Genomic DNA, 13,804 nt, shown 5'->3' with positions numbered 1-13,804 from the left:
GCATCGACCAGAGCATTGGTCACGGCTTTCTTGAGGTCTTCGGCAGCGCGCCGCTGGAAGCGGGCGGGAATTTCCTCGGAAAAAAGTTCGAGCAGGAGTTCGGGCATGAAAGGCACCAGCAAGACAAAGGCGGGGATTGCCTAGCAATGCCTGCTGACAAAGTCCATGCCGTTGCGGCAAGCTCGCAACAAACATTGGCCAAGCCGGACATGCGCATGACCCCACACCGGTCTGACAGCATAGAGATCGTGCTCAATCATCCCGGCGAACTGTTCGTCGCGCCGGTGCCCGATCCGTTCGCCGGGCGCTTCGAGACCCGCTCCGGCGTCGAACAACTCGTGCGGGAGCTGACGCTCGATCGCGCCCAGCGCCACTATCGCCCCAACATCATTTTCAGGATGCCCGGCGGCTCCGGCGTCGCGGGCCACGAAGAGGCCTTCGAGGCTGCCCTGCGGGGGTATTGCGCCGACCGCATCGCCGATCTCGACCTCGACAGCCAGCAACTCGTCAGCAGTGGCCGGCATGCGCTCTTGCGGGGCCTCGGTTTTCTCGCGGCGTGTCTGGCCTTGTCGGGCACGCTATCGAACACCTCGTTCATGCCCGAATTCATTCATCGCCTTCTCGCAGAAGGCTTCAACATTGCCGGCTGGGTCGGCCTCTGGCGTCCGGTGGAACTGCTGCTCTACGACACGGCCCTGCCCCGGCGCGACAGGGCGGTGCTCCGCTCGCTCCTCTCCCGGCAAGTGCGATTTGTGGAAGGCTGACGCTACCAGCCGCCCCCGCCACCACCGCCGCCACCGCCGCCGGAAAACCCGCCGCCGCCACTACTGGAGCCGGACGAACTGGCCTGCACCGGCTGCGCCGCGACCATGGCGGCGGCCATGCCGGACGAGGCGCCGGCGATGGCATTGGATAGCGAGCCGGACGAAAATCCCCCGCGCGGTCCATAATACCAACCCGGCGAATAGCCCTCACGCGCATCGACAACGGCATTGCGCGCCAATTCGGCATCGAAATGCTCGGACCAGGGCTTTTCGACGCCAAGCGCGATGGCATAGGGCAGGATGCGTTCGAACCGTTCCACGCTCATGGGCGGCTCGTTGCTGATGTTGAGCCGGTTCTTTTCCGCCGTGTCGAGATAGAGCTTGAACCCGTCGATCTCGTCCATGACCTTGCGGCCCTGCACCGTCGGGGCGCGCATCAAAACCGCGAAGATGGCGGTGATCAGCACCATCGACCCCGCGGCGAGCGCGGCGGAATTGATGGTCAGGCTTGAAAACGTCTCGACCATGCCGCCAACGAAATTGAACGCAAAAATACCGACGATCACTCCGGTCAGGTAGCGCTGCCAGCCGCCGGCGCGCAGCGCGTTGAAAACGATCGAACCGATGACGGCCGCAAAAATGCCCCCGACCGCGGCAACGACAAGCCAGACCGGCTCAAGCACATCGAGTGCCACCATGCCGATCAGCGTCAGGATCATGAGCACCACGCCAAGGACGGCAAAGCCGATATTGTGGTTGAACCAGACATTGCGGTTCTCCCGCTGAAGCGCGGCCATGAACTCGTTGCGCTTGGTCGCAAGGCCGGGGCCCGTGGACTTGTCGATGGTCACGCTGCGCTTGTCGGAAAAGTAGCGAAACAGCACTTCTTCCCCGACCGGCAGACGGGTATCGGGCTCCTTGCCCGTCGCCTTGACGGTGAGCGCATCGTCGCGATTGTCGATGGTCACGAGACCACGCACGCCGAGATTGAAGATCGCGGCCGTCATGGCGGTCCAGCCAGCATTGGCAAAACCCCACTTGTGCACGTAGTGCGTCAGGGCAGGCGAAAAATCCTTGGGGGGATGAAAAAGCGGGATGATCGTGCCCTTGGGCGGGTCGCGTCCCACGCGCCACCAGGCACCAAAATTATAGGCGAGCAGCAAGAGAACCGCGACCACCGGCAGCCAGACTTCGCGAAGGTCCGATGCTTCCTGCAAGAGTGCATCAAAACCCTGCGGAAGCTGGATGATGCCCTTCTGGAAGGACACGGCAAAACTCATGCCCTCGCCGGCGGCGAGGGCGCGCTGGGTGCGGAACGTCGCTTCCGTGTCCGAATTGCGCGTAATGGTCACCGCCTGTTCGGTTGCGCCGGCAACACCCGTATAGGCCGAAAGTTCGGAGATCACCGCGCCATCGGGCAAGGTCACCCGCGCTACCGATTTCAGGATTGGAAAGTCCCAGTAATTGCCCGTGGCGTTCCAATAAAGCTCGTCGTGATCGGCAAAGCTGCGCGCCATGCGATCCATGACATAGGTGATCACAAAGCGATGCTCGCCGACGGCGATGAGGCGGTCCGAGTTGCCGATCCAGATGCGCTGGAAATTGCCCATGCGCTCGACGCGAAAGTCCTCGGCGTCGCCATCGCGTTTCACCGATTCAACCTCGAGCCCGACCCTGATCTTGTTGCCCGAGGGCCCAAGCAGGACGATGGGAATATCGCGATAGATGCCGCGCCGGATCTGATTGCCCTCGGCGCGGACATCCACGGTTTCGATCACGCGCACCGAACCATCGGTGCGCAGCGTCACGTCCGCAGCAAAGGCGCGAATTTCCTCGCGCGCTGCCGCGGGCAAAGCCAAAGCGAGCACCAGACCAAGGGCGAGAAGCAGTCTGCCGAGGGCATTCATGGGCTTTAGAACTTTACGGTCGGAACCTGCCTGTCGGCCTCGTTCTCAAGCTCGAAATACTGTGCCTTGATGAACTTGAAGGCATTGGCGATCAGGTTCGAAGGGAAGGATTCGACCTGAACGTTGAGGTTCCGCACCGCGCCGTTGTAATAGCGGCGCGACATCTGGATTTCGTCTTCCACCGTCTGCAGCGCGGCCTGGAATTCGAGGAAATTGGTGTTGGCCTTGAGGTCGGGATAGGCCTCGGCGGTCGCGATCAGGCGGCCCAGTGCCGACGAGAGCTGGCCTTCCGCCGCAGCGCGCTGTTCGGGCGTACCATTGGCAGCGGAGGTCGCCGCGGCGCGGGCATTGGTGACGGCTTCGAGCGTCTCGCGCTCGTGGGTCATATAGCCCTTCACTGTTTCGAGCAGGTTGGGAATAAGATCGGTGCGGCGCTTCAATTGCACATCGATGCCCGACCAGCCCTCCTCGACCATCTGCCGGTTTTTCACCAGGCCGTTGTAGATGGTGATGGCATAGCCGGCAGCAGCAGCCACCAGCGCAAGAATGACCCATTCCATAGGCGCGTCCCTCAAAGCGTTCGGGCCGGACACTGGCAGTTTGCTGAAAACCTTGCAATGGGCGCCGGAGCGTCGGGCTTGACTTCCCCGGCGCAATCCCTAGCTTTACGTCCATGAACAGTTCGCGCCCAAGCCATTGCTGCACCATCCTGCTCGCAGGATAGATTCCCTAGGCATGCGCGCGCCGGAGCCTGCTTAGGGTTCAGGCACTTTCGCCACCCGGCTCCCAGTTCACCCTCATTCAAGACCGCTTCGGACGCTGCACATCTGCGCAGCCCGGAGCCAATCAGGACTTTCTAAAATGAACGAAATCCGCAGGGATCTTGCGCCCGCCATCACGCTCGGCCGGGCCGATCACGCCAAACTCAATTCCCTCGCGCTCGCCAGCCTCGAGCGCCTGCCCGATCTTGCCGACCGGCTGCTCGAAGAGCTTGAACGCGCCAAGGTCATCGCCGACGAAAAACTGCCCGAAGGCGTCGTGCGCATGGGCTCGTCGATCACCTATGTCACCAATGCCGACAAGGAACAGACCGTCACGCTCGTCTACCCAGCCGACGCCGACATCGAAACTGGCCGCATCTCGGTGATGACACCCATCGGCACGGCTCTCGTCGGCCTCAAGGCCGGCCAGTCCATCACCTGGCGCGACCGCGCCGACAAGCGCCACAAGTTGACGGTGGTGTCCGTGCTGGCGCCGCAGGTGGCGTGAAGGAAGAGGGCGCGGATTACTCCGCGCCGCCGCCTGCGGTCTGTAGCCAGGCCTCGCCACAAGCCTTGGCCAGTTCGCGAATGCGCAGGATATAGCTCTGGCGCTCGGTGACCGAGATCACGCCGCGTGCATCGAGCATGTTGAAATTGTGCGAGGCTTTGACGACCTGCTCATAGGCCGGGATTGCCATGGTCTGGCGATTGCCTTCGGCGCCCTTGGCGAGGATGGCGCGGCATTCCTTTTCCGCGTCCTCGAAGTGGCGGAAGAGGATTTCGGTGTCCGAGGCTTCAAAGTTGTACTTCGATTGTTCCTGCTCATTCTGCAGGAACACGTCGCCATAGGTGACCTTGTCGTCGCCTTCGCGGCCGTTGAAATTGAGGTCGTAGACGTTCTCGACGCCCTGCACATACATGGCGAGGCGTTCGAGCCCATAGGTGATTTCGCCCGGCACCGGCGAGCATTCGAACCCCGCCACCTGCTGGAAATAGGTGAACTGGGAAACTTCCATGCCGTCGCACCAGCATTCCCAGCCAAGACCCCAGGCGCCCAGCGTCGGGCTTTCCCAGTCGTCTTCGACGAAGCGAATGTCGTGCAGCCCGGCATCGAGCCCGATAGCCGCCAGCGAGTCGAGATAGAGCTGCTGGATATTGTCCGGCGAGGGCTTCAGGATCACCTGGAACTGGTAATAGTGCTGCAGCCGGTTGGGGTTCTCGCCATAGCGCCCATCCTTGGGGCGGCGCGAAGGCTGCACATAGGCGGCCTTCCAGGGCTTGGGCCCCAGGGCGCGCAGCGTCGTCGCGGTATGGAACGTACCGGCGCCCATCTGCATGTCATAGGGCTGGAGAATGACACAACCCTGCTCGGCCCAGAAATTCTGGAGCGTCAGGATCAGACCCTGGAAGGAATTCTTCGGGTCCATGTGAGCGGGGCGATTGGTCATCGGGGCAATAGGTCCGGCAGGAAAGAGCGGGCGGAACGTATTCGCCCGACCCTTTCCGGTCAACTTGTTCCCGCCTAATGCTGCTGATGATAAAGCATGGTCCTCGCCCAGTTTTCGATCGAACTCTGTGGCATCGGGGCAATGCCCGCGTCTTCAAGCAGCTTTGGGTCGGCCGTTTCGCGCATTATGTGGGCGAGATAGTCCCGCCTTGCGCGCCGCCGCCGCCATAGCCTGCGAAGTACTGCCAGGCGATGGAGAAGCCTTTGCCAGTCGCCGAACGACAGCGCTCGCTGCTGGCCAGGGGTATGAATTGCGATGGTGGTGATGGCTCATCCCTCCTCGGTGGAATGAGGAGAGGCTAATCCCGCGCCACGGGATGTGTTGTCAGCGGATCAGACGACGAAAGCATGTCGCCCGATCGGATGACATTCAGGCCGGGACGCCAACCGAGAGCAACACCCGCACCAGCGCTGGCTGGTTGTGCACGCCGGTCTTCTCAAAGATGCGATGGAGATGGGTGCGTACCGTATTGGTGGAAACGCCCATCTCTTTGGCCGCCTCGGGCAGGCTCAGCCCATCGGCAATATGGCCGGCAAGCCGCCTTTGTCCTGACGAGAGGCCAAAAATGATCGCGGCCTGGTCGAGCCGGTCCTCGGCAAGACCCGCCCCGTCCAGAAGGAAATAGATCGAGCCCGCCTCTGCCTTCACCCACCAGACCCGCGTCGGGAGGCCCTCACCGGCGCCCAATACGATCGGCACACTGCCGCGTCCCGAATTATAGCCGCCATCGATCCCCGCGGCCCAGCGCAGCACCGCCTGCAATTTGCGATCGCAAGCGCTGTCGCGCACGCGCAGCCTGCCGCCGCGAATGACCAGATCATCATCGTCCAGCAATCTCTGCTGAGCGTCGGGGCTTGTCCACTTCACCCGCCCCTCACCGTCGAGGATCAGCATGGCAGAGCCCTTCCGGCCGGCGTTATTGTCGAAAAAGCACATGGCGGCGATTTTCCAGCGCCCATCATGCCGCTCGAACACGCGAAACTCGTTGGTGAAGCCCGGCCCGATGTGACCGGGATAGTCGTAGCCGGGATATTGCTGGTTGTAGAACGCCCAGGCCATGTCCCCGCTTATCCTGAGGTCGAGGTTCTCGATCGTGGTCTTGTAGGCATAGTCGGCGTTGTAGGGGATTTCGTGGTTTTCGATATGCGCCTTGGCGCGGCGCGAAATGTCTTCCCAGCCGCGCCGCACAAAGGTGCCGCCGCCCGCCCAATAGCCGAAGCGGACCGTATAGGGTTCATGGGCGAAGCACTCTGCCCATGCCGGATAATCCGATGTCCAGATACCGATGCGATTGGCATGCATAAGCGCGATGATTTCCGCGCGATCGTCGTCGAGGCCCATTGGAATGCCCTCCCAAGACAGACGTCAGAGGAGGGTAGAACTGCGGGCCGCCCCGCGCAATCTCAATTGCCGCGGCCGTTATCCTTGTCCTTGGGCCGGAAAGTGCCGTCGTCGCCGCGCTTGAGATCGATCACATCAGGCCGCTTGCGCTCGGCCAGATCGCGCTCCTGGCGCAGGCGCTTTTCTTCCTTCGCATCGCTATCGAACTTCTGGGTCCAGTCTTTCCAGATGCGACGAACGCCGAAATAGACCATCAGCGCCAGTACGGTGAATATCAGGATACGCAGCAACATGGCGGTCTCGGTCTAAAGCCCCAGGCGCGCCCAGAGCGCGCGATCATCAATGGTGGTCGTTACGTCATCTACCACGCCCTGAGCCGAAAAGCCGAGACGGGGCAGCGCAAAGAACGGCCTTTTCGCCGCAATGGGTTTGAGCACGATGTCGCGACCATAGCGCTCGCGCAGGGTCGAGTGCAGTTCACCGATACTGTCCACCAGCCCCAGTTCGACCCCGCGCATACCCGGCCACCATTCGCCGGTGAAAAGCACGTCGTCATCAGCCTTGAGCTTGCCGGTGCGATGGCGCTTCACATGGTCGATGAAAACCTGATGGATATCGAGTTCGAAGCGCTTGATACGCTCCACGTCTTCGCTCTTTTCGGGGAGGAAGGGGTCGAGCGTCGACTTGTTCCGCCCTGCCGTATGCACGCGCCGCTCGACGCCGAGCTTTTCTAGCGCGCCGACAAAGCCGAAAGTCGCCATGATGACCCCGATCGAGCCAACGATCGAAGAGGGATCGACAATGATCTCGTCGCCGGCCACAGCGATAAAATAGCCGCCCGAGGCCGCAGCATCCTCGACAAAGACCAGCACGGGTTTTCCCGTTTCGTCGGCAAGCTGCCTTATGCGATTGGAAATCAGCCGGCTCTGCACCGGCGAGCCACCGGGCGAATTGACGACGATGGCCACGGCCGGGGCCGAACGCATGTCAAAAGCGCGTTTAAGCAGTGGCTCGACGGATTCGATGTTGAGCCGGCCCGGGCGCTGCTCGGCAGCGATCACGCCGTGGAGGCGTACGACCGGTATGGTGGTGGGACGGCGAAACAGACGGACGAACCAGTTCGGCTTGCGGGCAGGTGTTCCAGCCATGTCCTCTCCTTGATTTCCCAGTGATTTAGGCATGGCCGAGACGGATTACCAGTCGAGCACCGCTTGCCCACGAAAAACCGCCTCGAATTCGGGGGCATATTCCCGGCCCGTCGCGCCGTGAAGCGCCCTGCTCGCGAGCAATGTCAGCGGTACGCGCGAGCCTTTCACGCCACGCACCAGAAGACGCGTGACGTTTTCGCCGGGGCGCGGGGAAATCGGCAAGATGGTCAGCGCACCGAATCGCGGGGCGAGCGCCGCGAGGAGCGGCACCATGCCCCTTGCGGGATAGATGATGGTGAAAACGCCATCGCCGGCCGCGCAACCCGCCGCGCAGCGCACCCAGGCATCAAGGCTCTCCTCGGCCATGTGCCGCGCATCAGCCTTGCTGGCCTCAGGCGCCAGCGTCCCCTGCCCCGCTTCGAAATAGGGGGGATTGGCGATGACCGCCTCGAAGTGGTTGCTCTTGAGCCCCGCCGCACTGCGCGTCGCCGGGCGATCGAGGATGTCGAGGGCCAGCACCTCGGCGCGGGCTTCAAAGCCGTTGTCGACGATATTCTGCCGCGCCAGATCGATGGTTTCGGCGTGCCGCTCCAAAAGCGTCGCCGTCTCTGCCCGCTCCAGAGCCAGAGCAGCGAGCGACGCCGTGCCCACGCCGGCACCTAGATCGAGCAGGGTTTTCGTGCCTGCCCGCACTGCGGCTCCCAGGAGAACGCTGTCCGACCCGGCCCGGAAGCCGTGTTTAGGTTGCGACAGAGTGATCCGGCCCGCCAAAAAGGCATCGCGCGTTGTGGTTTGGTGTTTTACAAAGTCAGTCGGCTGGTCTAGGGACATCGCACCCTGAAAGCTGGTTCTGCGCGAGTTTATATGCGCTGATATGGCGGGCTCAACCGATTTGCCGCCGGCGGCAACGAGGACGGTAATGGCGGTCTCAGTTCTGACCCAGAAGAAAAACATGCCGACAGGCAATCCGGTCGACAAACTCCTGGCAGCGACCGCCGACGAGATGGCCAAGGTCAATACACTGATCCTGAGCCGTGCCGAGTCGCATGTCGACATGGTCCCCGAACTTGCCCGCTATCTTATCGAGAGCGGCGGCAAGCGCCTGCGCCCCATGCTGACCGTCGCCGCCGCCATGCTCTTTGGCAATGGCAAGGGCAACGAAGTCAATTTCGCCGCCGCCGTCGAATTCATGCACAATGCTACCCTGCTCCACGACGATGTCGTCGACGAGAGCGACATGCGCCGCGGGAAGCCTGCGGCTCGCATGGTCTGGGGCAACAAGGCATCCATCCTGGTCGGCGATTTTCTCCTCGGCCAGGCCTTCATGATGATGGTCGAAACCGGCGATATCGGCTCGCTCGGCGTGCTCTCGGCCGCCTCTGCCGTCATGGCCGAAGGCGAAGTGTTCCAGCTCGCCAAGACCGGCGACCTCACGACCACCGAAGCCGATTATGCCGAAGTGATCCGCGCCAAGACCGCTGTTCTCTTCAAGGCGGCCTGTGAAGTCGGCGCCATTTCCGGCGGCGCCGATGAAGCCGGCCGCACGGCTCTGGCTCAATATGGCCTCGAACTCGGCAATGCTTTCCAGCTCGTCGACGACGCGCTCGACTATGGTGGGCAGTCCGGCGCACTGGGCAAGAATGTCGGCGACGACCTTCGCGAAGGCAAGATGACCCTGCCGGTCATCCTGGCGCTCGCCGAAGGCAGCGAAGCCGAACGCGCCATCATTGCCGGCGCCCTCGGCAAGGTCGATGCCTCAGAACTGGAAGTCAGCCAGGTCGTCGCGATCTTCAATCGCCACAACACGCTGGCCCGCACGCTCGAAAAGGCCCGCGCCCACGCTGCTGCGGCCGTAGAAGCGCTTGCCGGCCTCCCCGAAAGCGAAATGAAGACGCTCCTCGGCGAAGTCGTGCTGCACAGCGTCAGCCGCGCCTCGTAGTCACGGAACGATCAGCGGCGCGGCGGCGACCCAATGATCGGGATTGCGCTCGCGCATGACCTGCGCGGCCTGATAAGCCTGCCCCTCGGAGCCAAAAAGCCCGAACACCGTCGCGCCTGAGCCCGACATGCGCGACAGGATGCAGCCCTGTGTCTGCGCCAGATCGTCAACGATAAAGCCGATCTCCGGCACCAGCTTTACGGCGGGTGGCTGCAGGTCGTTACGCGTTTCCGCCAGCCATAGGCCAAGCTGGGCCGGCCGCGTCAGCGGCTCAGGCAAGGCGGGCAACGCATAGTTGTCGTGGGCCCGCAGCCGCCGAAACACATCCGCCGTCGCCACCGGCACCAGCGGATTGACCAGCACGATATGCGCGGTAGGAAAGGCCGAGAGCGGGGAAAGAATCTCGCCCACGCCCCGCGCCACCAGCGGCCGGCTCATGAGGCACGCGGGAACATCGGCGCCAAGCGTTGCCGCGAGATCTGCCAGCTCCGAAAACGGCACAGGCGCACTCGCCATCCGCACGAGGATGCGCAGAGCCGCGGCCGCATCCGCCGAGCCGCCGCCGATGCCCGCCGCGACCGGCAAATGCTTGACCAGATGCATCGCCAGCCCATCGGGCACGATCCCCGGCCAGCGTTGTCGAAAGGCGCCGAGCGCCCGCATAACGAGATTGGTGCCGCCCGTTCCTAGCGCCGCCGCAAACGGCCCGGAAATTTCGAGGCTGTCGGTATCCGCCTCGACGGCCTCCAGCTCGTCCGCCACATCGGCAAAGACGATCAGGCTTTCGAGGTCGTGATAGCCGTCTTCACGCCGACGCGTGACATGCAGCGCCAGATTGATCTTGGCTGGCGCTGCTTCAACAAAAGTTTCCGTCATGCTGGCGGACTATTCCGTCGCGGTTTCCGGGGTCAGGCCATCGGTGAGTTTCGGGCCCACGCGTTCGGCCACGTTGCCAACCTCGTCCACCGACTTGGCGACCTTCCACTGGAACTGGGCTTCAAGACGCCGCCCGGCCTTCCAATAGGCATCACCCAGGTGGTCGTTGATCTCGGCATCGTTGGGTCGCAGCATCACGGCGCGCTCCAGCGTCTCGACCGCTTCATCGATGCGGCCAAGCTTGTAGAAAGCCCAGCCGAGCGAATCGACGACATAGCCATCCTGCGGCTGCGCCTCGACGGCTTTCTCGATCATGCCAAGAGCCTCATCGAGGTTCATGTCCATGTCGATCCAGGAATAGCCAAGGTAGTTGAGCACCGAAGGCTGATCGGGATTGAGTTCGAGTGCCTTGAGGAAATCGGCCTCGGCCGCGGGCCAGAGCTTTGCGCGTTCATTGGCAATGCCGCGCACATAATAAAAGCGCCAGTCGGCCGGAGAATCGCCACCAGTGATCTCAAGCGCCTTGGTATAGGCGTCGACGGCTTCGACATATTGCTCGTCATAGCGCAGCAGGTCGCCCAGCACCGAAACGGCGTCGAGATCTTCGGGGCGCGTCGCCACGATATTGCGCAGGCGCCGCAGCGCTTCGGCGCGATCGCCCATGGCGTCGAGGTTTTGCGCGACGCGCACGACGGCCGTCGGCTTCATCGGCGAAGACGAGGCGACGCCGTCATAGATTGCATTGGCCGCATCGTGCTGGCCTTCGGAATCGAGCAGCAGGCCCGCGGCAAGGCCGATGACGTCGGCATTGGGGTCGAGATAGTGGCCGAGGCGCAGGAAGACCAGCGCCAGGTCCTTGCTGCCGTCGCGCGACAGGGCAACACCGATACCGTGGAACATTTCGGCGGCGCCGAGCTGCACATTGGTCGCAAAGACACCGGGGCGGCGCTTGGCTTCCACGGCTTCCTTGACCACGGTGACGAGCGGATGGGTCAGTCCCTGATCTTCAAACGTCGCGATCACTTCGGCCGCTTCATCGAAGCGCCCTTCATTGGCCAGCATGCGCGAATAGACTTCCACCATGCGCGCGACATAGGGCTCGTTTTCAAAAGCCTGGGCCGCCAGTTCCAGCGCCTTGGCCTTTTCTCCGGCAACTTCCGCCATCAGGGCGCGGTGGAAAACCAGAAAGTCTTCAAGCCCGGTATCGCCGAGCTTGGCGAGAATTGCGTCCGCTTCCTCGTAGCGCTTGTCACCAACCAGCGCCCAGGCCCGCAAAATGCTGGCCGTGATGCCGGTGAAAGTATCCTGCGAGATCGTTTCAAGTGCCGTGCCGGCCGCGCCGTAGCGGCGCTCCTTGAGCGCCTCGGTGGCGATCACCAGTTCGGCCAGCTCGTTCTGGCCTACCAGTTCCTTGAGCCGCTTGGCGACCTGGGCCGATTGCCCGATCTGCCCATTGGCGGCAAAGGCAATGAAGGAGCGTTCGACGAGCACCGGATTGTCCCAGTCGCTCTGCGCCGCTTCGTTGAAATAGCGGGCCGCTTCGCCGGTGCGCAGTTCTTCGAGTGCCTGGCGTCCGGCGAGGTAAGAGCCGGTCGCGCTGGGACGGAAAAGCTGCAGCATGTCGAGCAGATTGGAACTGCTCGTCTGGGCCGAAGCCGCAGGCACCATAGCCAGTGCGAGGATCGTCGCCAGAATGGGCCGGGCCAGTCGGTTCGAAAGCAAGGTCACGTGCAGTATTCTCCATATGCCGCTGCCGGCACGCTGTGGCTGCAAAGATTGTCCGTTTTACGACTGCGCCGCAAGGCCGCGCGGCTTATGCGCGGTCACATTCCGCTGTAATTGGGCCCGCTACCACCCTCGGGCGGCACCCAGGTGATGTTCTGGGCAGGGTCCTTGATATCGCAGGTCTTGCAGTGAACGCAGTTGGCCGCATGGATGCGGAACACCGGCGCGTCGTTCTCGGTCGCCATTTCATAGACGCCCGCCGGGCAATAAAGCGGCGCCGGTTCGCCATAGCGCGGCAGGTTTTCGCGCACGGGAATCGTCGGGTCCTTCAGCCTGAGATGAACCGGCTGGTCCTCGTCATGCGCCAGATTGGCGAGGAAAACCGAGGAGGCGCGATCAAAGGTCAGCTTGCCATCGGGACGCGCATAGCTGCGCCCTTTCACTTCCGCGCGAAGCTTGAGCTTGGCGAAATCGGGCGCACCGTGCGAGCGCAGATTGAGCGGCGAGCGACCGAAAATGGCAGCCACCCACAGATCGGCACCGATCGCCAACGAGCCGATGATCGTCCCAAGCCGCGACCAGAGCGGTTTGGCATTGGCGACGCCCTTCAATTCCTTCTCGATGCCGGTGCGCATAACGCTCTCGGCAAAATCCTCGATGAGATCGTGTTGCCGGCCCCGGGCAATCGCCGACCCCACCGCGTCGGCAGCACCGATGCCGGAGAGAATGGCATTGTGGATAGCCTTCAGCCGCGGCGCATTCATGAAGCCGGCCGAACAGCCGATCAGCCCGCCACCGGGAAACGCAAGGCTCGGAACCGACCGCCAACCACCGGCCGTCACCGCACGAGCGCCATAGCTTATGCGCGTACCGCCTTCGAGCATTTTTGCCACGGAAGGGTGCAACTTGAACCGCTGAAATTCATCGAAGGGCGACAGCGTCGGATCGGCATAGTCGAGATAGGTGACAAGCCCCACATAGAGTTTTCTGTCCTCGGCATGGTACACAAAACCACCGCCCGCCGTCGAGTTGTCGAGCGGAAAGCCGAGATAATGATCGACCTGCCCCGCATGGTGCTTTTCGGCCGGAATCTCCCAGACTTCCTTGATGCCAAGCCCATATTTCTGTGGCTCGCGACCAAGATCGAAATCGCCGATGATCTGCTTGGCCAGCGACCCGCGGGCGCCTTCGGCGATCAGCGTATATTTCGCCTCCAGCGCAATGCCCTCGGCAAAGCCCGATTTCGGATTGCCCTCGGCATCCCGCCCGAGATCGCCGGTGATCACGCCGCGCACCGGACCATCGCCCGTGCGCAACACGTCGACGGCCGCTGTCATCGGGAAAATGTCGACGCCCAGTTCCGTCGCCTGTTCGCCCAGCCATTGCACCAGCCGCCCAAGGCTGACGATCACCGCCCCCGGCGTCTTGAGCTGCGGCGGCACCAAGAGGTGTGGCAGCGCGAAATCGCCCTTCTCCGTCAGGTAATGAAAGGTATCATGTGTGACATCGGGCCCAACAGGCGCGCCCTTGAGCCGCCAATCGGGCAGCAGGGCGTCGAGTCCCTTGGGGTCCATCACGGCGCCGGAAAGAATATGCCCGCCGATCTCGGCCGACTTTTCCACCACTGTCACGCTGAGTTCGGGGTGGCGCTGTTTCAGGCGAATGGCCGCTGCAAGGCCCGAAGGACCGGCACCGACAATCAGAATGTCGGTCGAAATCGTTTCTCGATTGCCAGCTTCGGCCATAGTCCAACCCTCAACGTCGGCAGGCGACTGGTCGCCTCGAATGCGGTGTGACATAACGGGCCCCATGTCTCAAGGTCGAGAACTCAACAA

Annotated in this window: 13 protein-coding genes; 3 read left to right on the top strand and 10 right to left on the bottom strand. The window is 62.7% G+C overall.

What is annotated here, in order from left to right; translation table 11 throughout:
- The first annotated feature begins 215 nt into the window (after positions 1-215).
- Positions 216-764, top strand: a complete 549-nt coding sequence (locus ABW043_RS00105; RefSeq protein ID WP_353919213.1) for a hypothetical protein — start codon at positions 216-218, stop codon at positions 762-764.
- A gap of 2 nt (positions 765-766) precedes the next feature.
- On the opposite strand, the gene ABW043_RS00100 is transcribed toward ABW043_RS00105, so the two are convergent.
- The gene (locus tag ABW043_RS00100) at positions 767-2,671 is read right to left on the bottom strand and encodes a DUF2207 domain-containing protein (protein WP_353919212.1); all 1,905 of its coding nucleotides are present in this window, start codon (positions 2,669-2,671) and stop codon (positions 767-769) included.
- A 5-nt stretch (positions 2,672-2,676) separates the two neighbouring features.
- Positions 2,677-3,231 (bottom strand): LemA family protein, encoded by a 555-nt coding sequence (locus tag ABW043_RS00095; RefSeq protein ID WP_353919211.1) that lies wholly within the window; start codon positions 3,229-3,231, stop codon positions 2,677-2,679.
- 301 nt (positions 3,232-3,532) lie between these two features.
- Here ABW043_RS00095 and rnk point away from each other — a divergent pair, with 301 nt between their 5' ends.
- Complete coding sequence (gene rnk, locus ABW043_RS00090; RefSeq protein WP_353919210.1) at positions 3,533-3,940, top strand: nucleoside diphosphate kinase regulator; 408 nt, start codon at positions 3,533-3,535, stop codon at positions 3,938-3,940.
- A 16-nt stretch (positions 3,941-3,956) separates the two neighbouring features.
- Here rnk and ABW043_RS00085 read toward each other — a convergent pair whose 3' ends face one another.
- The 5 genes from ABW043_RS00085 to ABW043_RS00065 all read right to left on the bottom strand — a co-directional run bounded on the left by ABW043_RS00085 (position 3,957) and on the right by ABW043_RS00065 (position 8,122).
- Complete coding sequence (locus tag ABW043_RS00085; protein ID WP_353919214.1) at positions 3,957-4,859, bottom strand: glycine--tRNA ligase subunit alpha; 903 nt, start codon at positions 4,857-4,859, stop codon at positions 3,957-3,959.
- Between the two features lie 450 nt (positions 4,860-5,309).
- Positions 5,310-6,281, bottom strand: a complete 972-nt coding sequence (locus ABW043_RS00080; protein ID WP_353919209.1) for a LuxR C-terminal-related transcriptional regulator — start codon at positions 6,279-6,281, stop codon at positions 5,310-5,312.
- Between the two features lie 62 nt (positions 6,282-6,343).
- Positions 6,344-6,574, bottom strand: coding sequence for a hypothetical protein (locus tag ABW043_RS00075; protein WP_353919208.1), 231 nt, complete (start codon positions 6,572-6,574; stop codon positions 6,344-6,346).
- Between the two features lie 12 nt (positions 6,575-6,586).
- On the bottom strand, positions 6,587-7,429 hold the full coding sequence (locus tag ABW043_RS00070; protein WP_353919207.1) for a S49 family peptidase: 843 nt from the start codon (positions 7,427-7,429) through the stop codon (positions 6,587-6,589).
- A gap of 45 nt (positions 7,430-7,474) precedes the next feature.
- On the bottom strand, positions 7,475-8,122 hold the full coding sequence (locus ABW043_RS00065; RefSeq protein ID WP_353919206.1) for a tRNA1(Val) (adenine(37)-N6)-methyltransferase: 648 nt from the start codon (positions 8,120-8,122) through the stop codon (positions 7,475-7,477).
- Between the two features lie 226 nt (positions 8,123-8,348).
- On the opposite strand from ABW043_RS00065, the gene ABW043_RS00060 reads away from it, so the two are divergent.
- Entirely contained in the window at positions 8,349-9,368 is a 1,020-nt protein-coding gene (locus ABW043_RS00060; protein WP_353919205.1) for a polyprenyl synthetase family protein, read from the top strand.
- Here ABW043_RS00060 and ABW043_RS00055 read toward each other — a convergent pair whose 3' ends face one another.
- The 3 genes from ABW043_RS00055 to ABW043_RS00045 form a co-directional block, all read right to left on the bottom strand.
- On the bottom strand, positions 9,369-10,244 hold the full coding sequence (locus ABW043_RS00055; RefSeq protein ID WP_353919204.1) for a 4-(cytidine 5'-diphospho)-2-C-methyl-D-erythritol kinase: 876 nt from the start codon (positions 10,242-10,244) through the stop codon (positions 9,369-9,371).
- Between the two features lie 9 nt (positions 10,245-10,253).
- Positions 10,254-11,972, bottom strand: a complete 1,719-nt coding sequence (locus ABW043_RS00050) for a tetratricopeptide repeat protein (protein WP_353919203.1) — start codon at positions 11,970-11,972, stop codon at positions 10,254-10,256.
- Between the two features lie 95 nt (positions 11,973-12,067).
- Positions 12,068-13,768: an electron transfer flavoprotein-ubiquinone oxidoreductase gene (locus ABW043_RS00045; protein WP_353919202.1), complete on the bottom strand. Its 1,701-nt coding sequence runs from the start codon at positions 13,766-13,768 to the stop codon at positions 12,068-12,070.
- Positions 13,769-13,804: the final 36 nt, after the last annotated feature.

The organism is Devosia sp., assembly GCF_040509215.1.
In the GTDB taxonomy this organism is placed as follows: Bacteria; Pseudomonadota; Alphaproteobacteria; order Rhizobiales; family Devosiaceae; genus Devosia.
Note: the sequence above shows the minus strand (reverse complement) of the source record. Positions and strands in the feature narration are given on the sequence as shown.

Coding starts and splice junctions, on each gene's coding strand:
- ABW043_RS00105 (WP_353919213.1), top strand. CDS start 216: ATGACCCCACACCGGTCTGACAGCATAGAGATCGTGCTCAATCATCCC.
- ABW043_RS00100 (WP_353919212.1), bottom strand. CDS start 2,671: ATGAATGCCCTCGGCAGACTGCTTCTCGCCCTTGGTCTGGTGCTCGCT.
- ABW043_RS00095 (WP_353919211.1), bottom strand. CDS start 3,231: ATGGAATGGGTCATTCTTGCGCTGGTGGCTGCTGCTGCCGGCTATGCC.
- rnk (WP_353919210.1), top strand. CDS start 3,533: ATGAACGAAATCCGCAGGGATCTTGCGCCCGCCATCACGCTCGGCCGG.
- ABW043_RS00085 (WP_353919214.1), bottom strand. CDS start 4,859: ATGGACCCGAAGAATTCCTTCCAGGGTCTGATCCTGACGCTCCAGAAT.
- ABW043_RS00080 (WP_353919209.1), bottom strand. CDS start 6,281: ATGGGCCTCGACGACGATCGCGCGGAAATCATCGCGCTTATGCATGCC.
- ABW043_RS00075 (WP_353919208.1), bottom strand. CDS start 6,574: ATGTTGCTGCGTATCCTGATATTCACCGTACTGGCGCTGATGGTCTAT.
- ABW043_RS00070 (WP_353919207.1), bottom strand. CDS start 7,429: ATGGCTGGAACACCTGCCCGCAAGCCGAACTGGTTCGTCCGTCTGTTT.
- ABW043_RS00060 (WP_353919205.1), top strand. CDS start 8,349: ATGGCGGTCTCAGTTCTGACCCAGAAGAAAAACATGCCGACAGGCAAT.
- ABW043_RS00055 (WP_353919204.1), bottom strand. CDS start 10,244: ATGACGGAAACTTTTGTTGAAGCAGCGCCAGCCAAGATCAATCTGGCG.
- ABW043_RS00045 (WP_353919202.1), bottom strand. CDS start 13,768: ATGTCACACCGCATTCGAGGCGACCAGTCGCCTGCCGACGTTGAGGGT.